The organism is Azospirillum himalayense, from assembly GCF_042657465.1.
In the GTDB taxonomy this organism is placed as follows: Bacteria; Pseudomonadota; Alphaproteobacteria; order Azospirillales; family Azospirillaceae; genus Azospirillum; species Azospirillum himalayense.
Map to the genome: position 1 here is coordinate 268356 of NZ_JBHSLC010000087.1, position 21861 is coordinate 290216.

At 70.8% G+C, this 21861-nt stretch carries 20 protein-coding genes; 14 read left to right on the plus strand and 6 right to left on the minus strand.

Annotation, left to right across the window (positions count from 1 at the left end; all coding sequences use genetic code 11):
* The first annotated feature begins 92 nt into the window (after window positions 1–92).
* The 9 genes from ACFPMG_RS26360 (at window position 93) to ACFPMG_RS26400 (ending at window position 11578) form a co-directional block, all read left to right on the plus strand.
* A complete protein-coding gene (locus ACFPMG_RS26360) occupies window positions 93–1985 on the plus strand; it encodes a tetratricopeptide repeat protein (protein WP_376998201.1) in 1893 nt (630 codons plus the stop codon).
* Window positions 1986–2045: 60 nt separating this feature from the next.
* The gene (locus ACFPMG_RS26365) at window positions 2046–4067 is read left to right on the plus strand and encodes a tetratricopeptide repeat protein (RefSeq protein WP_376998202.1); all 2022 of its coding nucleotides are present in this window, start codon (window positions 2046–2048) and stop codon (window positions 4065–4067) included.
* A 164-nt stretch (window positions 4068–4231) separates the two neighbouring features.
* On the plus strand, window positions 4232–5074 hold the full coding sequence (gene mutM, locus ACFPMG_RS26370) for a bifunctional DNA-formamidopyrimidine glycosylase/DNA-(apurinic or apyrimidinic site) lyase (RefSeq protein WP_376998254.1): 843 nt from the start codon (window positions 4232–4234) through the stop codon (window positions 5072–5074).
* A 15-nt stretch (window positions 5075–5089) separates the two neighbouring features.
* Entirely contained in the window at window positions 5090–5533 is a 444-nt protein-coding gene (locus ACFPMG_RS26375) for a hypothetical protein (protein WP_376998203.1), read from the plus strand.
* 79 nt (window positions 5534–5612) lie between these two features.
* Window positions 5613–6389: an enoyl-CoA hydratase gene (locus tag ACFPMG_RS26380; protein WP_114860347.1), complete on the plus strand. Its 777-nt coding sequence runs from the start codon at window positions 5613–5615 to the stop codon at window positions 6387–6389.
* 173 nt (window positions 6390–6562) lie between these two features.
* Window positions 6563–6823 (plus strand): 30S ribosomal protein S20, encoded by a 261-nt coding sequence (rpsT, locus tag ACFPMG_RS26385; protein ID WP_094301467.1) that lies wholly within the window; start codon window positions 6563–6565, stop codon window positions 6821–6823.
* Window positions 6824–7442: 619 nt separating this feature from the next.
* Window positions 7443–8999: a chromosomal replication initiator protein DnaA gene (gene dnaA / locus ACFPMG_RS26390; protein ID WP_376998204.1), complete on the plus strand. Its 1557-nt coding sequence runs from the start codon at window positions 7443–7445 to the stop codon at window positions 8997–8999.
* Window positions 9000–9180: 181 nt separating this feature from the next.
* Window positions 9181–10365 (plus strand): extracellular solute-binding protein, encoded by a 1185-nt coding sequence (locus ACFPMG_RS26395; protein WP_376998205.1) that lies wholly within the window; start codon window positions 9181–9183, stop codon window positions 10363–10365.
* A gap of 151 nt (window positions 10366–10516) precedes the next feature.
* Entirely contained in the window at window positions 10517–11578 is a 1062-nt protein-coding gene (locus tag ACFPMG_RS26400; protein WP_376998206.1) for an ABC transporter ATP-binding protein, read from the plus strand.
* A 6-nt stretch (window positions 11579–11584) separates the two neighbouring features.
* Here the strand turns inward: ACFPMG_RS26400 and ACFPMG_RS26405 are convergent, their stop codons facing one another.
* The 3 genes from ACFPMG_RS26405 to ACFPMG_RS26415 form a co-directional block, all read right to left on the minus strand.
* Entirely contained in the window at window positions 11585–13201 is a 1617-nt protein-coding gene (locus ACFPMG_RS26405) for a copper resistance CopC/CopD family protein (RefSeq protein WP_376998207.1), read from the minus strand.
* 15 nt (window positions 13202–13216) lie between these two features.
* A complete protein-coding gene (locus ACFPMG_RS26410) occupies window positions 13217–13744 on the minus strand; it encodes a YcnI family copper-binding membrane protein (protein ID WP_376998208.1) in 528 nt (175 codons plus the stop codon).
* Between the two features lie 288 nt (window positions 13745–14032).
* Entirely contained in the window at window positions 14033–14431 is a 399-nt protein-coding gene (locus tag ACFPMG_RS26415) for a DUF2946 family protein (protein WP_376998209.1), read from the minus strand.
* Between the two features lie 170 nt (window positions 14432–14601).
* Here ACFPMG_RS26415 and ACFPMG_RS26420 point away from each other — a divergent pair, with 170 nt between their 5' ends.
* Together ACFPMG_RS26420 and ACFPMG_RS26425 are read left to right on the plus strand one after the other, a co-directional pair.
* On the plus strand, window positions 14602–15486 hold the full coding sequence (locus ACFPMG_RS26420) for an ABC transporter permease (protein WP_376998210.1): 885 nt from the start codon (window positions 14602–14604) through the stop codon (window positions 15484–15486).
* Window positions 15487–15496: 10 nt separating this feature from the next.
* Entirely contained in the window at window positions 15497–16306 is an 810-nt protein-coding gene (locus ACFPMG_RS26425; protein WP_035670025.1) for an ABC transporter permease, read from the plus strand.
* 12 nt (window positions 16307–16318) lie between these two features.
* Here the strand turns inward: ACFPMG_RS26425 and ACFPMG_RS26430 are convergent, their stop codons facing one another.
* Entirely contained in the window at window positions 16319–16561 is a 243-nt protein-coding gene (locus ACFPMG_RS26430) for a hypothetical protein (RefSeq protein WP_035670021.1), read from the minus strand.
* A gap of 162 nt (window positions 16562–16723) precedes the next feature.
* On the opposite strand from ACFPMG_RS26430, the gene ACFPMG_RS26435 reads away from it, so the two are divergent.
* The 3 genes from ACFPMG_RS26435 to ACFPMG_RS26445 are packed head-to-tail and all read left to right on the plus strand — an operon-like array spanning window position 16724 to window position 19903.
* Window positions 16724–17140: an acyl-CoA thioesterase gene (locus tag ACFPMG_RS26435; RefSeq protein ID WP_376998211.1), complete on the plus strand. Its 417-nt coding sequence runs from the start codon at window positions 16724–16726 to the stop codon at window positions 17138–17140.
* A 7-nt stretch (window positions 17141–17147) separates the two neighbouring features.
* On the plus strand, window positions 17148–18569 hold the full coding sequence (locus ACFPMG_RS26440; RefSeq protein ID WP_376998212.1) for a multicopper oxidase family protein: 1422 nt from the start codon (window positions 17148–17150) through the stop codon (window positions 18567–18569).
* A complete protein-coding gene (locus ACFPMG_RS26445) occupies window positions 18566–19903 on the plus strand; it encodes a class I SAM-dependent RNA methyltransferase (protein ID WP_376998213.1) in 1338 nt (445 codons plus the stop codon). Before ACFPMG_RS26440 ends, ACFPMG_RS26445 begins: the two co-directional genes overlap by 4 nt.
* A gap of 69 nt (window positions 19904–19972) precedes the next feature.
* On the opposite strand, the gene ACFPMG_RS26450 is transcribed toward ACFPMG_RS26445, so the two are convergent.
* Complete coding sequence (locus tag ACFPMG_RS26450; protein WP_376998214.1) at window positions 19973–21181, minus strand: class I SAM-dependent rRNA methyltransferase; 1209 nt, start codon at window positions 21179–21181, stop codon at window positions 19973–19975.
* Between the two features lie 116 nt (window positions 21182–21297).
* The gene (locus tag ACFPMG_RS26455) at window positions 21298–21828 is read right to left on the minus strand and encodes a hypothetical protein (protein ID WP_376998215.1); all 531 of its coding nucleotides are present in this window, start codon (window positions 21826–21828) and stop codon (window positions 21298–21300) included.
* Window positions 21829–21861: the final 33 nt, after the last annotated feature.

Genomic DNA, 21861 nt, shown 5'->3' on the forward strand with positions numbered 1-21861 from the left:
CACCCCCGGCGCGCGGTTTTTGCGGGCTTGACCCTGCGTCCCGGCTTCGCCACCGTGCCGCGGGCGGACGATGGGGGACGGACGGGGGGACCATGGCCACGCTGCAGGAAGCCCTGCTGATCGCCTTCGACCTTCAGCGGGAGGGGCGCTTCGCCGAGGCCGACTCGGTCTACGGGCAGATTCTCGACGCCGTTCCCGGCCACCCGCCGGCCCTGCATCTGCGCGGCCTCCTCCTTGCCCAATGCGGGCGGCTGGAGGAGGGCTGCACCCTGGTCGGGCAGGCCGTGGCCGGTGACGGAAGCCAGCCCGATATGCACACCAACCACGCCAGCCTGCTGGAGGCGCTGGGCCGCTTCGGCGCGGCGGCGGAGGCGCTGGCCAGCGCCGCGGTCCTCGATCCGGAACGCGTGGCGCTTCTCAACAATTTCGCGGTGCGCCGGCTCGCCGCCGGTGATCCGGCCTCGGCGGAACAGGCCCTGCGCGCGGCGGTGGTCCTCCGGCCGGGGCTGGCCGATCCGCGCATCAACCGCGCCGAGGCGCTGGACGCACTGGGCCGCGCGGAGGAGGCGCTGGCCCAGCGGCGGATCGCCGCGCTGCTGGCCCCGGACGACGCCGCCCTACTGGGGGCGCTGGCCCTGCGGCCCGACGCGGGGGAGGCGGCCTTGCGCCGCGCCCTGTGGCTCGATCCGGCGCGGGCGGTGCTGTGGAACCGGCTGGGCGCGCGGCGGAAGGACCTTGGCGCGCTGCCCGCGGCCCGCCACGCCTACGAGCGCGGTCTGGCGCTGGACCCCGCCGACGCCGCGCTGTGGAACAACCGGGCCAATGTTCTGAAGGGGCAAGGCGATCCGGACGGCGCGCGGGACGTCCTGCGGCGGGCGGCGGCGCTCCAGCCGGACTCGGCGCCGATCCGCAACAACCTCTCCGACGCCCACGCGCTCTGCGGCGACCCGGAGGCGGCGCTGGCCGAGGCGGAAGCGGCGCTCGCCCGCGACCCCGTGCTGGCCGACGCGCGGTTGGCGCGGGCCTCGGGGCTGCTGGCGCTCGGGCGCTTCGCCGAGGGCTGGGACGCCTGGGAGAGCCGCTGGTCCGCCGAACCCTGGTGCCGCACCGCCGGGCGCTTTCCGCAGCCGCCGTGGACCGGTCGGCCGCTGGGCGGCGGGCGGCTGCTCGTCTGGGGGGAGCAGGGGGTGGGCGACGAGCTGATGTTCGCCACGCTGCTTCCATTGTTGACGCAATCGTCAATGAACGAGACGCAATCATCAACTGCGGCTTCGGCCGGCTTTTTGCTGGAATGCGACGCCCGGCTGGCGCCGCTGTTCGCCCGTGCACTGCCGGGGGTGGAGGTGGTGCCGCGCGGCCCGCAGCCGGACCCGCGCCTGTCGGCCCCGGACATCGCCGCGCAGATTCCCTCGGGCAGCCTGCCGCGCCTGCTGCTGCGCGCCGAGGAGGATTTCCGCCGGCTCCGTCCGATCCTGAGTGTCGATCCGGTGCGGGTGCCGCCGCTTCGACGGACCGGCCGGCGTCCCCTGGTCGGCATCGCCTGGCACACTACCAACCCGAAATGGGGGCGCCTGCGCAACGTGCCGCCGGCCGATCTGGCGCGCGCGCTGCATGCCGCGGGCGCCGACATGGTCGTCCTGCAATACGGCGACTGGGCGGCGGAGGTGGCCGCGCTGGCGGCGGAGGGCATCGCCATCGCACTGCCCCCCGGGCTGGACCGCAAGGACGACCTCGACGGGCTGGCCGCGCAGATCGCCGCCACCGATCTCGTCGTCACCATCGACAACGCCACCGCCCATCTGGCCGGCGCGCTGGGGCATCCGGTCTGGCTGCTGCTGTCCCACGCGCCGGACTGGCGCTGGCTGGTCGGCCGGGACGACTCGCCCTGGTACCCCTCGGCCCGCCTGTTCCGGCAGGGGACGGCGGGGGACTGGCGGGGGCCGCTGGACGCCGTGACCGACCGGCTTCGCGCCCTTTTCCCGTAGGTCTGCTACCCTTCGCTCCCTCCGACTCTTACGCTCCCTCCCACGGCCCGGCACGGAAACATGGCGACAATCGCGGAAGCCCTGGCCATCGCCTTCGACCATCACGAGTCCGGCCGCCTGGCCGAGGCCGAGATCCTCTATGGCCGCATCCTCGACGTCGATCCTCATCAGGCGACCGCGCTGCATCTGCTGGGCGTGCTCTACGGCCAGACGGACCGGCCGAAATTGGCGGCGGCGCTGTTCGTGGGGGCGATCGAACTCGTCCCCGACAACCCGGCCCTGCGCTACGACCTCGCTCGCGTCCGTCTGATCCTGGGGGACGGGGAGGGTGCGGTGGCCGCCCTGCGGCGGACGCTGGCGCTCCAGCCCGACCATGCGGCGGCGCTGTTCCAGTTCGCTCTGGCCTGCCGCGGCGTCGGGCGGCACGACGAGTCTCTGCTCACGCTGGAACGCCTCCTGACGCTCCAGCCCGACAGCCTGGAGGCGCGCTACCTCGCCGACCGGGCGGTGGCGCGGGAGGGGCGGGCGCTTCTGGAGCGGGGGGCGGTGGGGCGGGCGGTGGCGCGACTCACCCGCCCGGTGGCGGAGGTTGTGGGCCTGCCGATCCTCTCCGCCCACGCCGCCACCCTCTACCGCGACGGGCGGACGGGGGAGGCCGCCCGGCTGCTGCGCGGGCTTCTCGCCGTCCTGCCGGCCGAGACGCTGGCGCTGTGGAACCTGTCGCTGGGCAGGCTCGATGCGGGTGACGCGGCGGCGGCGGAACGGCTGGCCCGCCGGGCGTGCGCCCTGGACCCGCAGGAGGCGGAGGCCCATGCCAAGCTGGCGCTGGCGCTGGCCGCCCAGGGGCGGCGGGCGGAGGCGATGGCGGCCGGCCGCGCGGCGCTGGCCTGCAATCCGGCACACGCGCCGTCCTTTTCCAACCTCGGCGCGCTGACGGCCCAGGTCGGGGAGGACGCGCGGGCGCTGCAACTGGCCGACCGGGCGCTGCGGCTGGCCCCGGGCCTCGCCGAAGCCCATGTCGTCCGTGGCGATGCGCTGGTGCAGCTCGATCGCCCGCGCGACGCTGAGGCGGCTTTCCGCGACGCCCTGCGCGTGGCGCCGCAACTGGCCGTCGCCCATTGGAATCTGGCCCACCTGCTGCTGCGCCTGGGCGATTACCCCGCCGGCTGGGCGGAATACGAGTGGCGCTGGCGAAGCGAGGCCCTGGCCGGACAGTGCCGGCCCTTCCGTCAACCGCTCTGGGACGGCACCGATCTGGCGGGGCGGACCATCCTGATCCACGCGGAACAGGGGCTGGGCGACACCATCCAGTTCGTCCGCTTCCTCGACGCGGTTCTGCGGAGCGGACCGGCGCGCGTCTACCTCGAGGCCCACGGACCGCTGTTGTCCCTGCTGGAGCGCAACACAGACCCGGCGCGGGTGACGGTGATCCCGCGGGCGTCCGATTTTCCGGGGGTGAGCGGCCTGCCCGACGCAGACGTCCAGATCCCGCTGATGAGCTTGGCCGGCCTGTTTTGTCCAAGCCCGGAGGCGATCCCCGCCGGCGTGCCCTATCTGCGTCCCGATCCACGGCGCGCCGCCGACTGGCGCGAACGGCTGGCGGACGGACGGGGGCTGCGGGTCGGGCTGGTCTGGGCGGGAAACCCGCGCTTTTCCGGCGATGCGCTGCGCTCGCCCCGGCTGGCCGGGATGATGCCCGTTCTGGACGTGCCGGGCGTGCGCTTCTTCGGTCTTCAGAAGGGACCGGGGCGCGAGGATCTGGAGGGGGTGGACATGCCGCCCTCCTTCACCGACCTTGGGCCGGACATCGCCGATGTCGCCGACACCGCGGCGATCATGGCCAACCTCGACCTCGTCATTTCCTCCTGCACCGGACCGGCCCATCTGGCCGGGGCGCTGGGGGTGCCGGTCTGGGTGTTGCTTGCGCGCTTGCCGGACTGGCGCTGGCTGCTGGGGCGGGACGACAGCCCCTGGTACCCCACCGCCCGCCTGTTCCGCCAGACCCGGAGCGGCGACTGGTCCGGTCCGGCGGCGGCGGCGGCCCGCGCCCTGCGGACCCTGGTGGACGATTCGGAGGACTGAGGGCGCCGTCCTTTCGGCCAAGCGCGGGGTTCGTTCATCACAAGGACACGGAGAAAGCCGAGCGCGCATCCTTCCGTGCCTGCGTGGTTCCCGTCCGCGTCCCGACGGGCATCCGCAGGTGCCCCTTGCGTCAACCGGCGCTTCCCACCATCCTCCTTGCCATCATGCCCGAGCTTCCCGAAGTCGAAACCGTCTGCCGTGGCCTCGCCCCGCATCTGGAGGGGCGGACCCTGGTCCAGGTGCTCCAGCGCCGCGCCAACCTGCGCATTCCCTTTCCGGCCGGCTTCTGTGAGCGGCTGACCGGGCGCCGCGTCGAGTCGGTGCGCCGTCGCGCCAAATACATCCTTGTCCATCTCGACGACGGGACGGTGCTGATCGCCCATCTCGGCATGTCGGGCCGCATGATCATCACGCCGGAACGGCCCGCCGCCTGGGGCGCCCACGACCATGTCGTGCTGGAGACCGACGCCGGGACGGTGGTCACCTTCAACGACGCCCGCCGCTTCGGCCTGATGGACCTCGCCATGGCGGAGACGCTCGCCGAGCACCCGCTGCTGCGGGTCCTCGGGCCGGAGCCGCTGGGCAACGCCTTCTCGGGACCGGTGCTGGCCGCAAGGCTGGCCGGGCGGATGACCAGCATCAAGGCCGCCCTGCTGGACCAAAGCGTGGTCGCCGGGCTCGGCAACATCTACGTGTCGGAGGCGCTGTTCCTCGCCCGCCTCAGCCCCACGCGCATCGCCGCCACGGTGACCGGCGCCAAGGCGGAGCGGCTGGCCACGGAGATCCGCGCGGTGCTGGAGCGGGCCATCGCCGCGGGTGGGTCGTCCTTGCGCGACTACCGGCAGGCGTCGGGGGAACTCGGCTACTTCCAGCACCAGTTCTCGGTCTACGACCGTGAGGGGGCGCCCTGTCCGGGCTGCAGCTGCGACGTGGCGAAGACCGGAGGCGTCCGCCGGATCGTCCAGGCGGGCCGTTCGACTTTCTATTGTCCGCAACGCCAGCGTTGATATAGGTGGAGGGTTATGACGGCTCCATCGGCCACCGCGAGGGCGACGCTCGCCGCCCTCCTCCTCGCCGGCCCCGCCCTTGCGGGTCTGGCCGGGGTTCCATTGCCCGCAACCTCGTCCGCCTGGGCGGCCGACTCCGCCCGTTACGTCGAAGGCATGGGGGACGTGCCGGTCATGCCGGGCCTCGCCCCCGCCGAGGAGGCGCCGCTGGTCTTCGACAAGCCCGCCGGACGCATCGCGCAGTCCGTCATGGCGGGTGCCATGGACCGCAACGCGGTCCTGTCCTTCTACAACCAGACCATGCCGCAGCTCGGCTGGAGCCGCGCCCCGCAACGGGCGGGCGGGAGCGCCAGTTTCCTGCGGGAGGGCGAGGAGCTGCGCCTGGAATTCGTCGAGCCGGCCCGCGCCGCCCCGAAGGCGGCGGCCACGGTCGTCCGCTTCTCGCTGATTCCGCGCTGATTCCTCCGGAAGAGACCAAGAGCAAACCAGAAGCCCCCCGCCCGGAGCGAGGGGGCAAACCACGGGAGCCTGCTGCATCATGCCGTACGAAACCATTCTCGTCGAAACCCGCGGACCGGTCGGGCTCGTCACGCTGAACCGGCCCAAGGCGCTGAACGCACTGTCCGACCTGCTGGTGACCGAACTGGGCCAGGCGCTGGACGCGCTGGAGGCCGACGACTCCGTCGGCGCCATCGTGGTCACGGGGTCGGAGAAGGCCTTCGCCGCCGGCGCCGACATCAAGGAGATGCAGAACTTCTCCTACATGGACGTCTACAAGGCCAACTTCATCACCGCCAAGTGGGAGCGGCTGGCCAAGTGCCGCAAGCCGACCATCGCCGCGGTCGCCGGCTACGCGCTGGGCGGCGGCTGCGAGCTGGCGATGATGGCCGACTTCATCCTGGCCGCCGACACCGCCAAGTTCGGCCAGCCGGAGATCACCATCGGCACCATCCCCGGCGCCGGCGGCACGCAGCGCCTGACCCGCTTCGTCGGCAAGTCCAAGGCCATGGAGATGTGCCTGACCGGCCGCCTGATGGACGCCGCCGAGGCCGAGCGCGCCGGCCTCGTCAGCCGCGTCGTGCCGGCGGCGGAGCTGGTGGACGAGGCGGTGAAGGTCGCCGAGAAGATCGCCAAGCTCTCGCGCCCGGTCGTCATGATGGCCAAGGACGCCGTCAACGCCGCCTACGAGACGACCATGTCCGAGGGCATCCGGGTCGAGCGCCGAATCTTCCACTCGACTTTCGCCACCGAAGACCAGAAGGAAGGCATGGCCGCCTTCGCCGAAAAGCGTCAGCCCGATTGGAAGCATCGCTGACATCCCCCGACACCTCCCCCGTATCTAGCGGGGGAGGGGCAGAAATCCGTCAAGATCTCGTAATCTTTCCTTTGCCGAAAAACAGTGTTGGACGGCGCCTTGACTCCCATTCGGCTGGAGCGTATAAGGCCCCCTCGCACTGGGACAGGCGTGTCGTCCGGAGTAGGGTTTTCATGGCCAATCATAAGTCTGCTGAAAAGCGCATTCGTCAAACCGCGCGTCGTACGGAGATCAACCGTAACCGCGTCAGCCGTATCCGCACCTTCGTGAAGAAGGTCGAGACGGCGATCTCGTCCGGCAACAAGGCTGAAGCCGCTGAGGCTTTCAAGGCCGCGCAGCCGGAACTGATGCGTGGGGCCTCCAAGGGCGTTCTCCACAAGAACACCGTGTCGCGCAAGCTGTCGCGCCTGTCGGCCCGCATCAAGGCTCTCTGAGTTTACTCGGCGTTATAAAGCCGCGCACCAGGTCTGGGCGCGGCTTTTTGCGTTTTTGATAAGTACAGTCTCCGTTCTTTCCGAATCCTCCGGCAATACTCCGGTGGGGCAGGGGATCGCGGCTGTTGGACGGCGAGTCGCCTCCGGTGGTCCTGGTCTTTGGCAAAGACAGGAGCGGGTTTCGGATACGCTGCGTGATTTTTGCCGCAGTCCGGACCGTTCGCTTTCTGTCCTATTGCCACGGCGAGGGCGGCTGATTAGACTTTCCTTCCGTTGGGAATGACGCACCGATGTCGTCTGTGACGTCACGCGCCATTCGCTGAGGGACGGAGACGTTCAAAGCCGCGGGCAAGGTTGCGGGACGCTCAAGAAGCTCGACTCGACCCGTTGCTCCTGGAGCGATGCTTTTCTTAAAACTCGACGTGGCAAAGGCGGAGTCCAACTTCGCCGAAGGGATAGTGCTGCCGTCCAGTTGGGAGGCATCCACCGTTGGAGTCTTCAGGAGAGGAACGTTTTGACGGCGCGGGGCCTAAGTTAAAGGGTCTGGGTTCGGTCGGGCGGGACGGTGCCCCCTGCGGCGCGGGGCCGTCCGGGGGGAAAGGAGCGGGGTAGGGAAAGCATGTCGGTCGGCGCGTCGTTGGATCAGCAGTGGGCCCGCATCCGGGGCCGCCTCAAGGACGAGGTGGGCGAGATCGCCTACCGCAGCTGGCTGCAGCCGCTTTCCTTCGCCGGAATCCGCGGCGGGGAGGTGCGCATCGTCGTGCCCACCCGCTTCATGCGCGACTGGGTGCTGACCCACTACGCCGACCGCATCCGCAACCTGTGGGCCGGCGAGAATCCGGACGTCCTGTCCATCGACGTCGTGGTCGCCTCCGCCAACGCCCCGTCCATGCTGACGGCGGACGAGGATGCGGGCGAGGCGCCGCGCGACTCCGATCCGGCCGACGGCGCCGTCGGCGGCCCGGTTCCCCCGGCGCCCGCCCCGCGGGCCGCGGCGCTCGGCCAATCCGCTTCCTATGGGGCCGCTTCCTATGGGGCCGCCTCCTACGGCGCCAATTCCTACATCGGCTCGTCCTATTCGGCGGGGCCGCCCTCCTTCGCGTCGGACGAGTCGCCCACGGCGGTCGCCTCGGTGCTGGAGGACCGGACCGACATCTCCGCGCCGCTGGACCCCCGCTTCACCTTCGAGAATTTCGTGGTGGGCAAGCCGAACGAGCTGGCCCACGCCGCCGCCCGGCGCGTCGCCGACGCCACCTCGGTCACCTTCAACCCGCTGTTCCTCTACGGCGGGGTCGGGCTCGGCAAGACCCACCTGATGCACGCCATCGCCTGGCAGATCCGGCGGAACGATCCGAACCGCAAGGTGATCTACCTGTCGGCGGAAAAGTTCATGTACCAGTTCATCCGGGCGCTGCGCTTCAAGGACACCATGGCCTTCAAGCAGCAGTTCCGCTCGGTGGACGTGCTGATGATCGACGACGTGCAGTTCATCAGCGGCAAGGACAGCACGCAGGAAGAGTTCTTCCACACCTTCAACGCGCTGGTGGACCAGAACCGTCAGGTCATCATCTCCGCCGACAAGAGCCCGTCCGACCTGGAAGGCATGGAGGAGCGGCTGCGCTCCCGCCTCGGCTGGGGCCTCGTCGCCGACATCCACCCGACCACCTACGAGCTGCGGCTGGGCATCCTCCAGGCCAAGGCGGACGCGCTGAACGCGGCCATCCCGCTGAAGGTCCTGGAATTCCTCGCCCACAAGATCACCTCCAACGTGCGCGAGCTGGAAGGGGCGCTGAACCGCATCGTCGCCCACGCCGAGCTGGTTGGCCGGGCCATCTCGCTGGAATCGACGCAGGAGGTGCTGCACGACCTGCTGCGTGCCAATGACCGCCGCGTCACCATCGACGAGATCCAGAAGCGGGTGGCCGAGCATTTCAACATCCGCGTCGCCGACATGCATTCGGCCCGCCGCGCCCGCGCCGTGGCCCGCCCGCGGCAGGTCGCCATGTACCTCGCCAAGCAGCTCACCGCCCGCTCCCTGCCGGAGATCGGGCGCAAGTTCGGCGGGCGCGACCACACCACCGTGATGCACGCGGTGAAGAAGGTCGAGGAGCTGCGCACCACCGACCCCGCCTTCGCCGAGGACGTCGAGCTGCTCCGCCGCATGCTGGAGAGCTGAGCGGGTCGTTACAGGTCGATGAAGTTTGCGCCCACTCCCGCTTGAGCCATGGACGGCGCCCGGATATCGCGGCACAGTTGCCGCTGCGGCGGAGTCCGGCAGGTCCGGCCCCGCGGCCGGCCCCGCGATGGGCACAGCCAGCATGAATTCGGGCCAATAAAAAAAGGGGAGAGCAGGTGCCATGACCAAGGTTCCGGAAACCACCAGCCTGGAACAGCGCTCCAGCGCCGAGACGCAGCGCGCCGCCAAGGGCTTCACCCGCCGCCTGCTGCTCCAGGGGACCGCCGCCGCCGCGGGCGTCGCCGCGGTCGGCCCCTTCATCCTGCGCGAGGGCCGCGCCGCGTCGGGCAGCGTCAAGATCTTTTCCTGGGCCGGCTACATCAGCCCGGACATGCTGGCCGACTTCGAGAAGAAGACCGGCATCAAGGCCACCCTGACCGAATACGGCACCAACGACGAGTTGCTGAACCAGCTCAAGGCCACCGGCGGCGCCGGCTTCGACATCATCCACCCCACGGTGGACCGCGTGCCGAACTACGTGGAGTTCGAGCTGGTCCAGCCGCTGGACGAGTCGAAGGTCACATGGGACGGCTGCCTGAAGTCGGCGGTCGAGGGCTCCGCCGCCATGGGCGGCGTGGTCGGCGGCAAGCGCTTCTTCGCGCCCGCCGACTGGGGGACCGAGGCCATCGCCTATGATCAGGCCAAGGCGCCGCTGACCTACGGCACCGCCAGCTACGGCGACCTGTGGAAGCCGGAGCACGCCGGCAAGGTGACGGTGCGCGGCCATTCCGGCCTGATCGGCATCGGCCTGTGGCTCGAAGGCCAGGGCAAGCTGCCCCACCCGATCCGCGAGCAGTTCAAGGACGAGGCGAAGGCGCGCGCCAACTTCGACGCGATCCTCCAGGTCGCCGCCGCCAACAAGAAGGCCATCGGCCAGTTCTGGTCGAACGAGAACGAGGCCCAGGGCGCCTTCCGCACCAACGGCTGCGTCATCGGCCAGACCTGGGATTCGTCCGCGGTCGCCCTGCGCAAGGAGGGGCTGCCGATCCGCTTCCTGGCGCCGAAGGAAGGGGCGCTGGCCTGGATGGAGGGCTTCGCGATCCCGGCCAAGGCGGCGAACCTGGAGCAGGCCTACGCCTGGATCAACTGGTTCTACACGCCGCAGGCGGGCGCCCTCTACACCAACCATTCCGGCATCTCCAGCACGGCGGTCGGGGCGGAGGCGCATCTGTCCGACCTGAACAAGCAGTTCTTCGCCGACGCCTATCCGGGCGATGCGCTGCAGAAGCTGTGGTGGTGGCCGATCCAGGAGGCTTGGTACGTCTCCATCCGCAACGAGTACCAGGACCGCTTCCTGGCCGCGTGAGTGCGACCCTCTCCCGTCCCGGGAGAGGGTGACGCCGAAGGCGTCGGGTGAGGGTAAAGCCGAGAATCAGCGCCACGATCCTCGTCGGTACCCCCACCCCGACCCTCCCCCGGGACGGGGGAGGGAGTTTGGAACTTCCAATCAGGTGCCTATGAGTCAGGACGTCCAGCTCGAGTCCGTCACCATGCGGTTCGGTTCCGTCACCGCCGTCCGCGACGTGTCGCTGACGGTCGGGGCGGGGGAATTCTTCAGCTTCCTTGGCCCGTCGGGCTGCGGCAAGACCACCATCCTGCGCATGGTCTCCGGCTTCATGGAGCCGACGGAGGGCGCCATCCGCATCGGCGGCCGGGACATGCGCGGCATCGGCCCGAACAAGCGCCCGACCGCGCTGATCTTCCAGAACCTCGCCTTGTTCCCGCTGATGACGGTGGCGGAGAACATCGGCTTCGGGCTGGAGGTGCGCGGCGTGCCCTCGGCGGAGCGCCAGGGGCGGGTGCGCAAGCTGCTCGACCTCGTGGCGCTGCCGGACGCCGCGGAAAAGAAGGTGACGGAGCTGTCCGGCGGCCAGCGCCAGCGCATCGCCATCGCCCGCGCCCTGGCCGTGGAACCCGCCGTCCTGCTGCTGGACGAACCGCTGTCGGCGCTGGACCTGAAGCTGCGCCAGCACATGCGCGCCGAGCTGCGCGACCTGCAGAAGCGGACCGGGGTGACCTTCATCTACATCACCCACGACCAGGGCGAGGCGCTGACCATGTCCGACCGGATCGGCGTGATGTCCAGGGGCGTGCTGGAGCAGGTGGGCGACGGCCGGGCCATCTACGACCACCCGGAAACCGCCTTCGTCGCGTCCTTCGTGGGGGAGAACAACCGCTTTGCCGGCACCGTCGTCGAGTCGGCGGGGGGCTTGGCCGCTCTGGACACGCCCCGCGGCCGTCTGGTCGGGCGCAACCCGCGCCGCCTCGCCCCCGGTGACCGCGCCACCCTGTTCGTCCGGCCGGAGCGCATGGCGGCGGGGGCGGGGGCGGAAAACGCGCTGGAGGCGCGGGTCACCCACCGCGATTTCGAGGGCGCCTTCATCAACGCCTTCCTGGAGGGCGGCATCACCGTCCAGGTCCCGCATCTCGGCGACGAACCGCCACTGACCCCCGGCGAACCCGCCCGCATCGCCTTCCGGGCCGAGGACGCCGTGGTGCTGCCGGACACGCCGGCGTAACGCCGTTCAGCGGCCCACCGGGACAACCGCGCGGAAGGGCACCGTCTCGAAGTCGCTGACCAGCGCGTCCAGCCGCACCGCCCAGGACCCGGCCACCGGCAGGGCCACCCCGTCCGCCGCGTAGACGCCGGGCGCCACCTTGGGCAGGGGGCGGGTGATGCCCTCGATCCCGGCGGCGGGCAGGGCCAGCTCCGCCGACACCTCCAGCGCGTCGAGCGGGCTGCCGTCCGGTCCCGTCAGGCGCATCTCGACGCGGTTCGCTCCCGGCGTCGCCGGGGTCACCGTCACGATGGCGGTGCGCCCGCGCGCCACGACCGCGGTGCTGAAGCCCGTCGGCTTCTCGGCGAAAACCAGCGGGGCCTGGGTGCGCGGCGGCGGTGTGGTGCCCAGCCCGGCGGTGAACAGCACGACCAGCGCGGCCACCACCATTTCGGTGTGGACGCTGGCGCGCAGCCGGGCCGCGGCCATCCCGCCCATGGTCTCCAGCCGCGGCGTCAGCCGCCAGCGGTTGACGGCGGCCAGCCCCAGCAGGGCCAGCGCGCAGACGATCTTGCCGGTCCAGATCTGGCCGTAGGCGGTGGTCAGGATGGCGCGCGGGTCGGCGATCTGCAACACGCTCAGCCCCGCTCCGGCGAGCAGAAGCACCGCCACCGCCGGAACCGCGATGGTTGAGAAGCGCCGGACCAGCCGCAGCGACTCCGCCGGCGGCTCCGTCCGCAGCAGCACGGCCAGCGGCCAGAAGCTGCCGATCCAGAAGGCCACCGCCAGACCGTGCAAGGCGACCAACGGCACGCTGAGCCAGCGCGGCTCCGCGGTCGCGGCGTGGCCGGTGGCGGCCAGCGCCAGCGCTGCCCCGACCGCCCCGATGACCAGCAACACGCGGCCCATCGTCCCACGGTCTTCCAGCGCCAGCCCCAGGGCGGCGGCGATCAGGCTGAGCAGCGCCAGGAGAGCGCTCGGCCCTGCCGTGCTGGTCAGGCCGGCGATCCAGGGCGGGGCGCCGGCCAGGGCGGACAGCGGTGCCCCTTCCAGCACCGCGCCGGCCAGCCCGGCGTTCAGCAGCGCCACCAGGGCGGCAACGCCGACGCCCAGGCACAGGCCGGGGCGCAGGCGGTGGTTCAGCGGACTCCAGCGCCCCGCCACCAGCACCAGGAACAGCCCACCGCCCACCGCGGCGAGCAGGCTTCCGTAATGGAGCCCCCGAACCGCGGCGGCGGCCAGCAGCGTGGCCGGCGGCGTCGCCCCGCCCAGCTCCGCCGGTCGTTCCGGTTCCGCACCGATCCCGAACAGGAGCGATCCGGCGACCGGGTGACCGTCCGCCGAGCTGACGCGGTAGCTGAGGATGTGCGTCCCCACCGCCAGCCCGCCGGGCAGCGCGATGCGCAGCGCCCCGTCCCCGGCGGCCGGGGTGGGCAGGGGAAGCGTCACCCCGCCGGGACCGATCAGCGTCACCGACACCGGCCGCACCGGCTCGTTGAAGCGCAGCACAGCCTCGGCGGGCGGGCTGTCGAGCCGCGCCCCGTCCTCCGGGACGCTCTCCACCAGCACGGCATGCGCCAGGGCCGGCGCGGACAGGGACAGCAGCATCAGGGCGGCGACCCACCCCACGACCAGCCGGCGCATGCGTTTTTCCTTCCCTTACGGCTTGGCGGTCAGGGTAACGCCGGGGGCCGGCTCCTTGTAGTCGTGGTCGGTCTTGCCCGGCTCCGGGATCTCGATCCAGCGGTGCACGCCCGTCTCGCACTCCTGCACCACGGGGAAATAGACCACGGTGCCGGGGGCGGCGTCGGGCAGGCGGGCGCGGAAGACGAACTCGTCGTAATGGGCGTCGGGCAGCGAGCCGCCGGTCCAGGCGACCTCGGTGACGCCCTTGCTCAGCGACTCGCCGTAGTAATCATAGGCCCTGGCGTATTGGCCTTCCTTGATCGTCAGGGTCCAGCCGGGCTTGGGCATCGGCTTCACCGCGATGATCCCCTCCGGGATCTGCACGCGCAGGGCGACGGTGGGGGAATTGCCGCAGCCATGGCCGACGCGCAGAACGCCCTTGTAGGTGCTGGCGGCCGGGGCCTGCTTGGTCTCCAGCGTGGTGTGGGCGAGGGCGGCGGAAAGGGGCAGGCAAGCGAGGACGGCGGCGGTCAGCAGGGCGCCGCGGGTGTGGCGGGTCATGAGTGATCTCCGGTGTGTGAGCACAGGCGCCGGCTTTGGCCGTAGGGCTTGGTTCCGACCGACGGCGTCTCCGTTTCCGCAGCGCGGCCCCCACCCCGGCCCTCCCCCGCTTCGCAGGGGAGGGAGATGGCGTCCGTCCCCTCCCCTGCGAAGCGGGGGAGGGCCGGGGTGGGGGCAACCGTCAGCGACGGTGGGGAGACGGAAAGAGAAGCGGTCGCGTGTCGGAAAAAGGCCGTTCAGCCGCAGGTCCGCGCCTGTGAATGCGTGTGTGTCTGCGAGGGAACTCGGTCAGACACCCACCGGAGGCGCCCGGGCGGAGAAGGCGCGCGGGGCGCGGCCGGCCCCGGCCTCGTCGTCCGCGGGCAGCGGAACGGCGGCCAGCACGATCCCGGCCGGGGGCAGCGGGGCCGGCGCCATGGCCGGACCCAGCAGGGACCCGCCGCCCAGCGACAGGCAGATCGGGCAGTAGGTGACGTGGCCTGGCGTGCCGTCGGGGACGGGGCCATGGTCGGCGTGCGGTGCGGCGGAGGCGTCAGGCGCGGCGCCGGAATGGCAGATCGAGCCGGCCATGGTGAACGGCGCCGACTCCGCCAGGACCTTGGCCAGCGGCGCCGGGACGTGGGTGGCCATGACCAGGGCGTGGAAGACCAGCACCAGCGCGGCGACCCACGCTGTGGCTTCCCTCATCACCCCGGATGTCCGCCATGCACGCATGACTCCACTATGGGCACAGTCCAAGCCTCGAAAAAAGGCAATAAAGTTGTGGTTATTGGACGAGGCATGGCCTCGCTTGCGCTCCGGCCCGCGGTCATGAGAGGCTTTCGATCCTAGTATATCGGCGGGTTGGGGGAGTGGTCATGGGCGGCGTGCTGCGCCGGTACGGTCCGGTGTTGACCGCGGCGATCCTGCTGGCGGTGGCCGCGTGGCTGCTGCTGCTGGTCGTGCTGCCGCAATTGCTGATGGTGGATTTCTCCTTCCGCCCGTCGCTGCCGCCCAGCAAGGCCGGCGGGCCGGAGGACGTTTACACGCTGCGCAACTACGCGACGCTGTGGACCAACCAGATCCATCTGGCGATCTTCCTCAAGACGATCTGGGCGAGCAGCCTCGTCACCGCCGTCACGCTGGCGGTCTGTTACCCCGTGGCCTTCTACATGGCGCAGGTGGCGCCGCGGCGGCGCCTGCCGCTGCTCGTGTTGATGCTCGTCGTGCCCTTCTGGATCAACGAGCTGCTGCGCACCTTCGCCTGGTACATCATCCTGGCCTTCAACGGACCGTTGAACGCGCTGCTCGTCGTGCTCGGCGTCTTCTCGGAGCCGCAGCGGCTGCTCGGCGGCGATGCCGGGGTGATCATCGGGATGGTCTACGTCTACATCCTCTTCATGGTGTTCCCGATCATGAACGCCATGGAGTCGCTGGACCGCAACCAGATCGAGGCGGCGCGCGACCTGGGGGCGGGGTGGCTGCGCATCCACCGCCGCATCGTCATCCCTCATGCCAAGCCGGGCATCGCGGTCGGCTGCATCATGACCTTCATGCTGGCGGCGGGCAGCTACGCCGTGCCGGCCCTGCTGGGCGGACCGCAGAGCCGCTGGTTCACCGAGGTCATCTACAACTGGTTCTTCGAGGGCGGGAACTGGAACCAGGGGGCGGCTTACGCCTTCATCCTGCTGATCCTGTGCGTCGCCTTCATCCTGCTGATGATGCGGCTGTTCCGCGTCGGCCTCACGGATATTGCGAAATGATGGGGCCGACATGACCGCCGCAAGTTTCCGCCGCTGGGTCACCGGGGCCTATCTGGTCCTCTTCTTCGGCTATCTGTTCCTGCCGCTGGGGATCATGGCGGCGGCGACCTTCAACAGCAGCCGCTTTCCGACCGTCACCCCCTGGATGGGCTTCACGCTGCAATGGTTCGGCGCCCTGTGGGCCGACCAGCGCATGTGGCAGGCGCTGGGGACCAGCCTGCTGGTCGGGGCGGGGGTGATCGCCGTGGCGGTGCCGCTGGGGCTGGCGGCGGCGCTGCTGCTCGACCGGCTGCACAGCCGGGCGCGGACCTTCCTCTACGCCGTGATGGTGTCGCCGCTGCTGACGCCGGGGGTGATCGTCGGCATTTCCACGCTGGTCTTCTGGCGGGAGTGGTTCGGGGTGACCGGCGGCCTGTTCCTGACCATCCTGGCGCAGTCCAGCTTCATCGCGGCCTACGCGATGCTGCTGTTCCTGGCGCGGCTGCAACGGTTCGACCAGACGCTGGAGGAAGCGGCGCTGGATCTGGGCGCCACCCACGGGCAGGTGTTCCGGCGGATCACGCTGCCCTATCTGACGCCGGCCATCCTGTCGGCGTCCTTCCTGGCCTTCCTGCAGAGCTTCGAGAACTACAACACGACGCTGTTCGTCCGCGGGCTGGACACCACGCTGACGGTCTACATCGCCTCGAAGGTGCGCACGGGCCTGACGCCCGCGGTCAACGCGCTGTCGCTGATCCTGATCGCGCTGACCATCCTGGGCGCCGTCGTCTACGAAATCCTGCGCCGGCGCGAAGCGCGCCGGCAGCCGGACCCCGCGTGACGGCGGCAGACCTTATTCTTCGCTTTCGTCCGCATCCGCTTCGATCTGGGCGGCCAGATCGCGCAGCATGTCGATGACGTCCTCGTGGCTGGTCTCGTCCACGGCGGTGTTCACGGCGGCCTCGATCATGGCGACGGCGATGTAGGGGCCGAGGACCCCGCCTTCCTTGATCGCCGCCTCGAGATGCTTCTCGGCGACCGACAGGGCCTTCTCGAAGAGGGCCTCGGCCGTCTGGTTGGTGCTGTCCTTGCTCATCTTGCGGTCCGTTGCGGGTGTATGGTGCGACTCCTATAACACCGCCCCGCCCGGGTTGGCGCGGCAAATCGGGACGCTGCGGGGAATGACCGTCATGCCCGGGCTTGCCCCGGCCCGCGCCACCGGCCACATTCGGCCCGAACCATCATCCGACAGGCGACCATGACCGATCCGACCCGCCCCGACCTTTACCGTTTCTGGATCGGGGAGCATGTGCGCTTCGCCGACCTCGACGCGCTCGGCCACGTCAACAACAACGCCATCGGCGTGTATTTCGAACAGATTCGCGTGCTGCTGGTCCATGATTGCGGTGGTTTCCGCGACGAGTGCCCCTGGACCGTGGTGCTGGCGCGCAGTGTCATCGACTACAAGGCGGAGCTGCGGTTCCCGGCGGACATCCGCGTCGGCGCGCGGGTCGCGAAGGTCGGCAACACCTCCGTCGTCCTGGGGGCGGCGATCTTCGAGGGCGACCGCTGCATCGCCGTGCAGGAGGCCGTCTGCGTCATCGTCGACAAGGACAGCCACCGCCCGACCCCGGTGCCGGCCGACCTGCGCGACGCCCTGGCCCGCTACGTGTGAGGACGCCGTGCCGCCCTTTCTCCCGCTGACCCGCCGCGGTCTGCTCACCGGCTCCGCCCTGCTGGCCGGGTCCGCTCTGCTGCCGCACGCGGCCCGTGCGGCGGTGGGGGAGGGGGTCAGCCTGTCCGCCGGCCCGGCCCGCGCCAATCTGGCAGGGACGGGCTTTCCCGACACGGCGGTCTGGGCCTATGACGGGCGAATTCCGGGGCCGGAGCTGCGCTTCCGCCAGGGCGACACGGCGCGCATCGCCTTCGCCAACGCGCTGCCGGAGCCGACGACCATCCACTGGCACGGCCTGCGCGTCCCCAACGCCATGGACGGGGTGCCCGGCCTGTCGCAAGCCGTGGTGCCGTCGGGCGGGCGGTTCGACTATGAATTCCCGCTGAAGGACGCCGGCACCTTCTGGTACCACCCGCACGTCAACAGCGGGGTGCAGGTGGCCCACGGCCTGACCGGCGCCTTCATCGTGGAGGAGCGCGAGCCGGTGGTCCGCGTCGACCGCGACCTGCTCTGGCTGCTCGGCGACTGGCGCCTGACGAAGGAGGCGGAACTGGCCGGCGGTTTCGGCCATCCCATGGACGCCACCCACGCCGGGCGCATCGGCAACACCGTCACCATCAACGGCGCCGTCCGCGACAGCGTGCCGGTCCGCGCCGGGGAGCGCGTCCGCCTGCGCCTGATCAACGCGGCGAACGCCCGCGTCTTCGCGCTCGACTTCCAGGGACACGCGCCGCGGGTGATCGCGCTCGACGGTCAGCCGGTGACGCCGCACGCCCCGCCGGACGGCAGGGTGGTGCTGGGACCCGGCCAGCGCGCCGACCTCGTGATCGACATGGAAGGCCAGCCGGGCGAGGGGTTCGACGTGGTGGACGGCTTCTACCCGCGCATGGCCTACCGGCTGACCCGGCTGACCCGGCTGACCTACGGCGACGAGGCGCCCTTGCGCGACTCGCCGCTGGACGCCCCGATCGCACTGGCCGCCAATCCGCTGCCCGAACCCGACCTTGCCGGCGCCGTCCGCCAGGACGTGGTGCTGGATGGCGGGATGCACGGCGCCATGCCGAAGAGTGTCGGGCCGCGCGGCCCCTTCTGGGCGCTGAACGGCGTGGCCGCCATGAACCATCAATCCATAGGTCACCATCTGGAGCCGCTCATCACCGTCAAACGCGGTCAAACGCAGGTGACGGCCTTCGTCAACGAGACCGGCTGGTGGCACCCCATGCACCTGCACGGCTTTCCCTTCCGCGTCCTCTCGCGCAACGGCCGGCCGGCCGAGCACCGCGAGTGGCGCGACACCGTCCTGCTCGGCCCCCGTGAAACGGCCGAGATCGCCTTCGTGGCCGAAGAGGCCGGCGACTGGATGCTCCACTGCCATGTTCTGGAGCATCAGGAGACCGGCATGATGGCCGTCCTGAGAGTGACCGCGTGAAACGACCCGCCCCCAAACACCGCCCGTCCCCCCGCAGCGGCGAACCGCGCACCGCCCCCCGTGTTGCCCCCCGGGTCGCCGAGGTGACCATCGGCGAGGTCGGCGCCCGCGGCGACGGCATCGCCAGCTTCGACGATGCCAAGCTCTTCGTGCCGCTGACCGTTCCCGGCGACCGCGTGCGGGTGGCCGTGAAGGAGGCCGCCAACGCCAAGGGAGACGGCCTGCGCGCCGACCTGCTGGAGATCCTGGAGCCCGGCCTGGGACGCGCCGCACCGCCCTGTTCCCATTTCGGAACCTGCGGCGGCTGCACGCTTCAGCATATGGAGGACGCCGCCTATGCCGCCTGGAAAGTCGGGCTGGTGCAGGGCGCGCTGGCCCGCGTCGGGCTGGGCGACACCCCCCTGGAACCGTTGTCGCGGACGCCGCCGGCCGCGCGCCGCCGCGCCCGCTTCGCCGCGCTGAAGCGGGGGCGCCGGGTCTGGCTCGGCTTCAATGAGCGGATGAGCCACCGGCTGACCGACTTGGCGGAGTGTCCGGTGCTGCGGCCCGGCCTGTTCGCGCTGGTGGAGCCGCTGCGCGGGTTGCTGCTGTCGGTTCTTCCGGACGGCGGCGGCTGCGACGTGATCGCCACCGACCTGGAGGGCGGGATCGACCTCGTGCTGGTCGGCCCGCGCAGCCTGGACCGCGCGGCGCGGGAACGGCTGGTGGCCTTCGGCGAGGCGGAGGGTGTGGCCCGCATCTCCTGGCAGGCGGACGAGCGTGGTACGCCGGAGCCCACCGCCCACCGCCGCCCGGTCGTGGTGTCTTTCGCCGGCCTGCCGGTGACTCCGCCGCCCGGCGCCTTCCTCCAGGCGAGCGCCGAGGGGGAAACCGCCCTGGTCGCCGCCGTCCTCGCCAACATTGGGGAGCCGAAGCGGGTGGCCGACCTGTTCGCCGGGCTGGGCACCTTCGCCGTTCCGCTGGCCGAGCGGGCGGCGGTCCATGCGGTGGAGGGGGACGCCCCGGCGCTGGCCGCGCTGAACAAGGCGGCGGGGGCGCTGCGCCTGACCACGGAGCGGCGCGACCTGTTCGAGAACCCGCTGACGGCGAAGGAGTTGGCGCGGTTCGACGCGGTGGTCTTCGACCCGCCGCGCGCCGGCGCCACCGCCCAGGCCCAGGCGCTGGCCGGCTCGAAGGTACCGCGGGTGGTGGCGGTGTCCTGCAACCCCGCGACCTTCGCCCGCGACGCCCGGACGCTGGTGGACGGCGGGTATGTGTTGAGCCGCGTTTACCCCGTGGATCAGTTCCTGTGGTCCGCCCACGTCGAGGTCGTCGGGGTGTTCAGCCGCCCGTAGGGTCCGCGGAGGGGAACCGCGAAGGCACGACGATCATCGCCATCGTCGCGCCTTCGTGGTGGGTCACCCTCAGTCCAACTGCATCACGATGGCCTTGAGATAGGCCGACTCCGGCAGATGCGGGTGCACAGGATGGTCCGGCCCGGCCCCGGCGCTGCGCAGGATGCGCCCGGTCCGCCCGGCGTCGTGCAGGCCGCGGGCGACCTGCTCGGCGAAGGTCGGCGGGTCGACGTTGTGGCTGCACGACGCGCAGAGCAGGAAGCCGCCCGGCGCCGTGATCTTGGCGGCAAGACGGGTCATCTTGCGGTAGGCGCGGCAACCGACGGCGAGGTCCTTCTTGGACTTCACGAAGGCCGGCGGGTCGGCGATGACGACCTCGAACGTCTCGCCCTCGGCGTTCAGCCGCTCCAGCTCGTTGAAGGCGTCGGCGCGGCGCGCCTCGAAGCGGTCAGCCACCCCGTTGGCCTCGGCGGCGCGGGTAGCGTTGTCCAGCGCCCCCTGCGAGCGGTCGACCGACACCACCGACGACGCGCCCTCGACGGCGCAGAGCACGCCGAAGCCGCCGTTGTAGCTGAAGAAGTCGATGGCCCGCTTGCCCTTCGCCAGCTTGGCGATGAAGGCGCGGTTGTCGCGCTGGTCGTAGAACCAGCCGGTCTTCTGCCCGCCCAGCGGGTCGGCGAAGAAGGTGGCGCCGTTCTCCTCCAGCCGGATCGGGCCGTCGATCTCGCCCTTCACCAGCCGGCTTTCCTCGGGCAGCCCCTCCAGCGCGCGCTGGGTGCTGTCGTTGCGCAGGATGACCGCGCGCGGCGCCAGCACCTCGTCGATGGCGGCCAGGATGGCGTCGATGCGCTGGTCCATGAAGACGCTGTTGGCCTGCACCGTCACCACGTCGCCGTAGCGGTCCACGATCAGCCCCGGCAGCCCGTCGGCCTCCGCGTGCACGACGCGGTAGTAGGGCCGGTCGAACAGCGCATCGCGCATCGCCACCGCGCGCTTCAGCCGCCCGGCGAGGAAGGCGTGGTCGACCACCGTCGCCGGGTCGCCGGAAAGCATCCGCGCGGCGATCAGGGTGTGCGGGTTGAAGGTGGCGATGCCCAGCGGTTTCCCGCCGGGGTCCAGCAGGCGCACCGGGCTGCCCGGCGGGATGGCCTTGGCCGCCGTGTCCATCTGGACTTCGTTGGAATAGACCCAGGGGTGGCCGTGCAGGACGCGCCGCTGGCGGCCGGCCTGCAGATGGATCGCCCGGTATTTGACGGGGGTGGTGGGGGTGTCGGTCATGATGGCGCATCCTAGCCGCTCGCGCCCGCCGAGCAAACGGTCACATCGCCGGAGTCGCGGGAAACGGGGGATGGAGTCGCGGGATGGGGCAGGGCGCCGGCCCGTTCCGGCGGGACTTACGGGATCCCGATCGGGCTTTCCGCCTGCGACCGATGCGCGCGGTTGTCGTTGGCGCCGTCCAGCGCCTTGCACAGCCGCAAGGTTTCCGTGCGGTGGCCGTCCTCGTGAAAGCAGGTCAGCAGGGACCCGCGCGACCCGGCCTCCCCGGCCAGCAATTCCGGCAGGGCGGTGTGGATCGCCGTGCATCCGTGGCTGCGCGCCAGACGATCCATGGAGCGCAGCAAAGCCTCCGCCGGGCCCGTCATGTCGAACAGGTCGAGCACGACGAAATTCTCCACGGCCAGAATTCGGCCGTGGCGAAGATGCTCCGCAATAGCGTATGAGAAAAGTCCATGGAGGTACCCCCGTGCGTTCTGCACGGTCATGATGCCCGTCGGTGTCGCGGGGGTATCAACCGGCCCGATAAGTGCTGCGGCAAATGCGCGCCATTGCTCCACCGGCAGGTCCGGGAAGATGGCCCGCACCAGCGGATAGGCCTGGTCGATCTGACGCTGACCGAGAGGTTTCGCGATGAAGCTTTCGTCCATGCCCGTCCGACCGCGTGAAGGACGGTGAACGAT

Bases quoted from the DNA above. Each gene is read 5' to 3' on its own strand.
- ACFPMG_RS26360 (WP_376998201.1), top strand. From the start codon at position 93: ATGGCCACGCTGCAGGAAGCCCTGCTGATCGCCTTCGACCTTCAGCGG.
- ACFPMG_RS26365 (WP_376998202.1), top strand. From the start codon at position 2,046: ATGGCGACAATCGCGGAAGCCCTGGCCATCGCCTTCGACCATCACGAG.
- mutM (WP_376998254.1), top strand. From the start codon at position 4,232: ATGCCCGAGCTTCCCGAAGTCGAAACCGTCTGCCGTGGCCTCGCCCCG.
- ACFPMG_RS26375 (WP_376998203.1), top strand. From the start codon at position 5,090: ATGACGGCTCCATCGGCCACCGCGAGGGCGACGCTCGCCGCCCTCCTC.
- ACFPMG_RS26380 (WP_114860347.1), top strand. From the start codon at position 5,613: ATGCCGTACGAAACCATTCTCGTCGAAACCCGCGGACCGGTCGGGCTC.
- rpsT (WP_094301467.1), top strand. From the start codon at position 6,563: ATGGCCAATCATAAGTCTGCTGAAAAGCGCATTCGTCAAACCGCGCGT.
- dnaA (WP_376998204.1), top strand. From the start codon at position 7,443: ATGTCGGTCGGCGCGTCGTTGGATCAGCAGTGGGCCCGCATCCGGGGC.
- ACFPMG_RS26395 (WP_376998205.1), top strand. From the start codon at position 9,181: ATGACCAAGGTTCCGGAAACCACCAGCCTGGAACAGCGCTCCAGCGCC.
- ACFPMG_RS26400 (WP_376998206.1), top strand. From the start codon at position 10,517: ATGAGTCAGGACGTCCAGCTCGAGTCCGTCACCATGCGGTTCGGTTCC.
- ACFPMG_RS26405 (WP_376998207.1), bottom strand. From the start codon at position 13,201: ATGCGCCGGCTGGTCGTGGGGTGGGTCGCCGCCCTGATGCTGCTGTCC.
- ACFPMG_RS26410 (WP_376998208.1), bottom strand. From the start codon at position 13,744: ATGACCCGCCACACCCGCGGCGCCCTGCTGACCGCCGCCGTCCTCGCT.
- ACFPMG_RS26415 (WP_376998209.1), bottom strand. From the start codon at position 14,431: ATGAGGGAAGCCACAGCGTGGGTCGCCGCGCTGGTGCTGGTCTTCCAC.
- ACFPMG_RS26420 (WP_376998210.1), top strand. From the start codon at position 14,602: ATGGGCGGCGTGCTGCGCCGGTACGGTCCGGTGTTGACCGCGGCGATC.
- ACFPMG_RS26425 (WP_035670025.1), top strand. From the start codon at position 15,497: ATGACCGCCGCAAGTTTCCGCCGCTGGGTCACCGGGGCCTATCTGGTC.
- ACFPMG_RS26430 (WP_035670021.1), bottom strand. From the start codon at position 16,561: ATGAGCAAGGACAGCACCAACCAGACGGCCGAGGCCCTCTTCGAGAAG.
- ACFPMG_RS26435 (WP_376998211.1), top strand. From the start codon at position 16,724: ATGACCGATCCGACCCGCCCCGACCTTTACCGTTTCTGGATCGGGGAG.
- ACFPMG_RS26450 (WP_376998214.1), bottom strand. From the start codon at position 21,181: ATGACCGACACCCCCACCACCCCCGTCAAATACCGGGCGATCCATCTG.
- ACFPMG_RS26455 (WP_376998215.1), bottom strand. From the start codon at position 21,828: ATGGACGAAAGCTTCATCGCGAAACCTCTCGGTCAGCGTCAGATCGAC.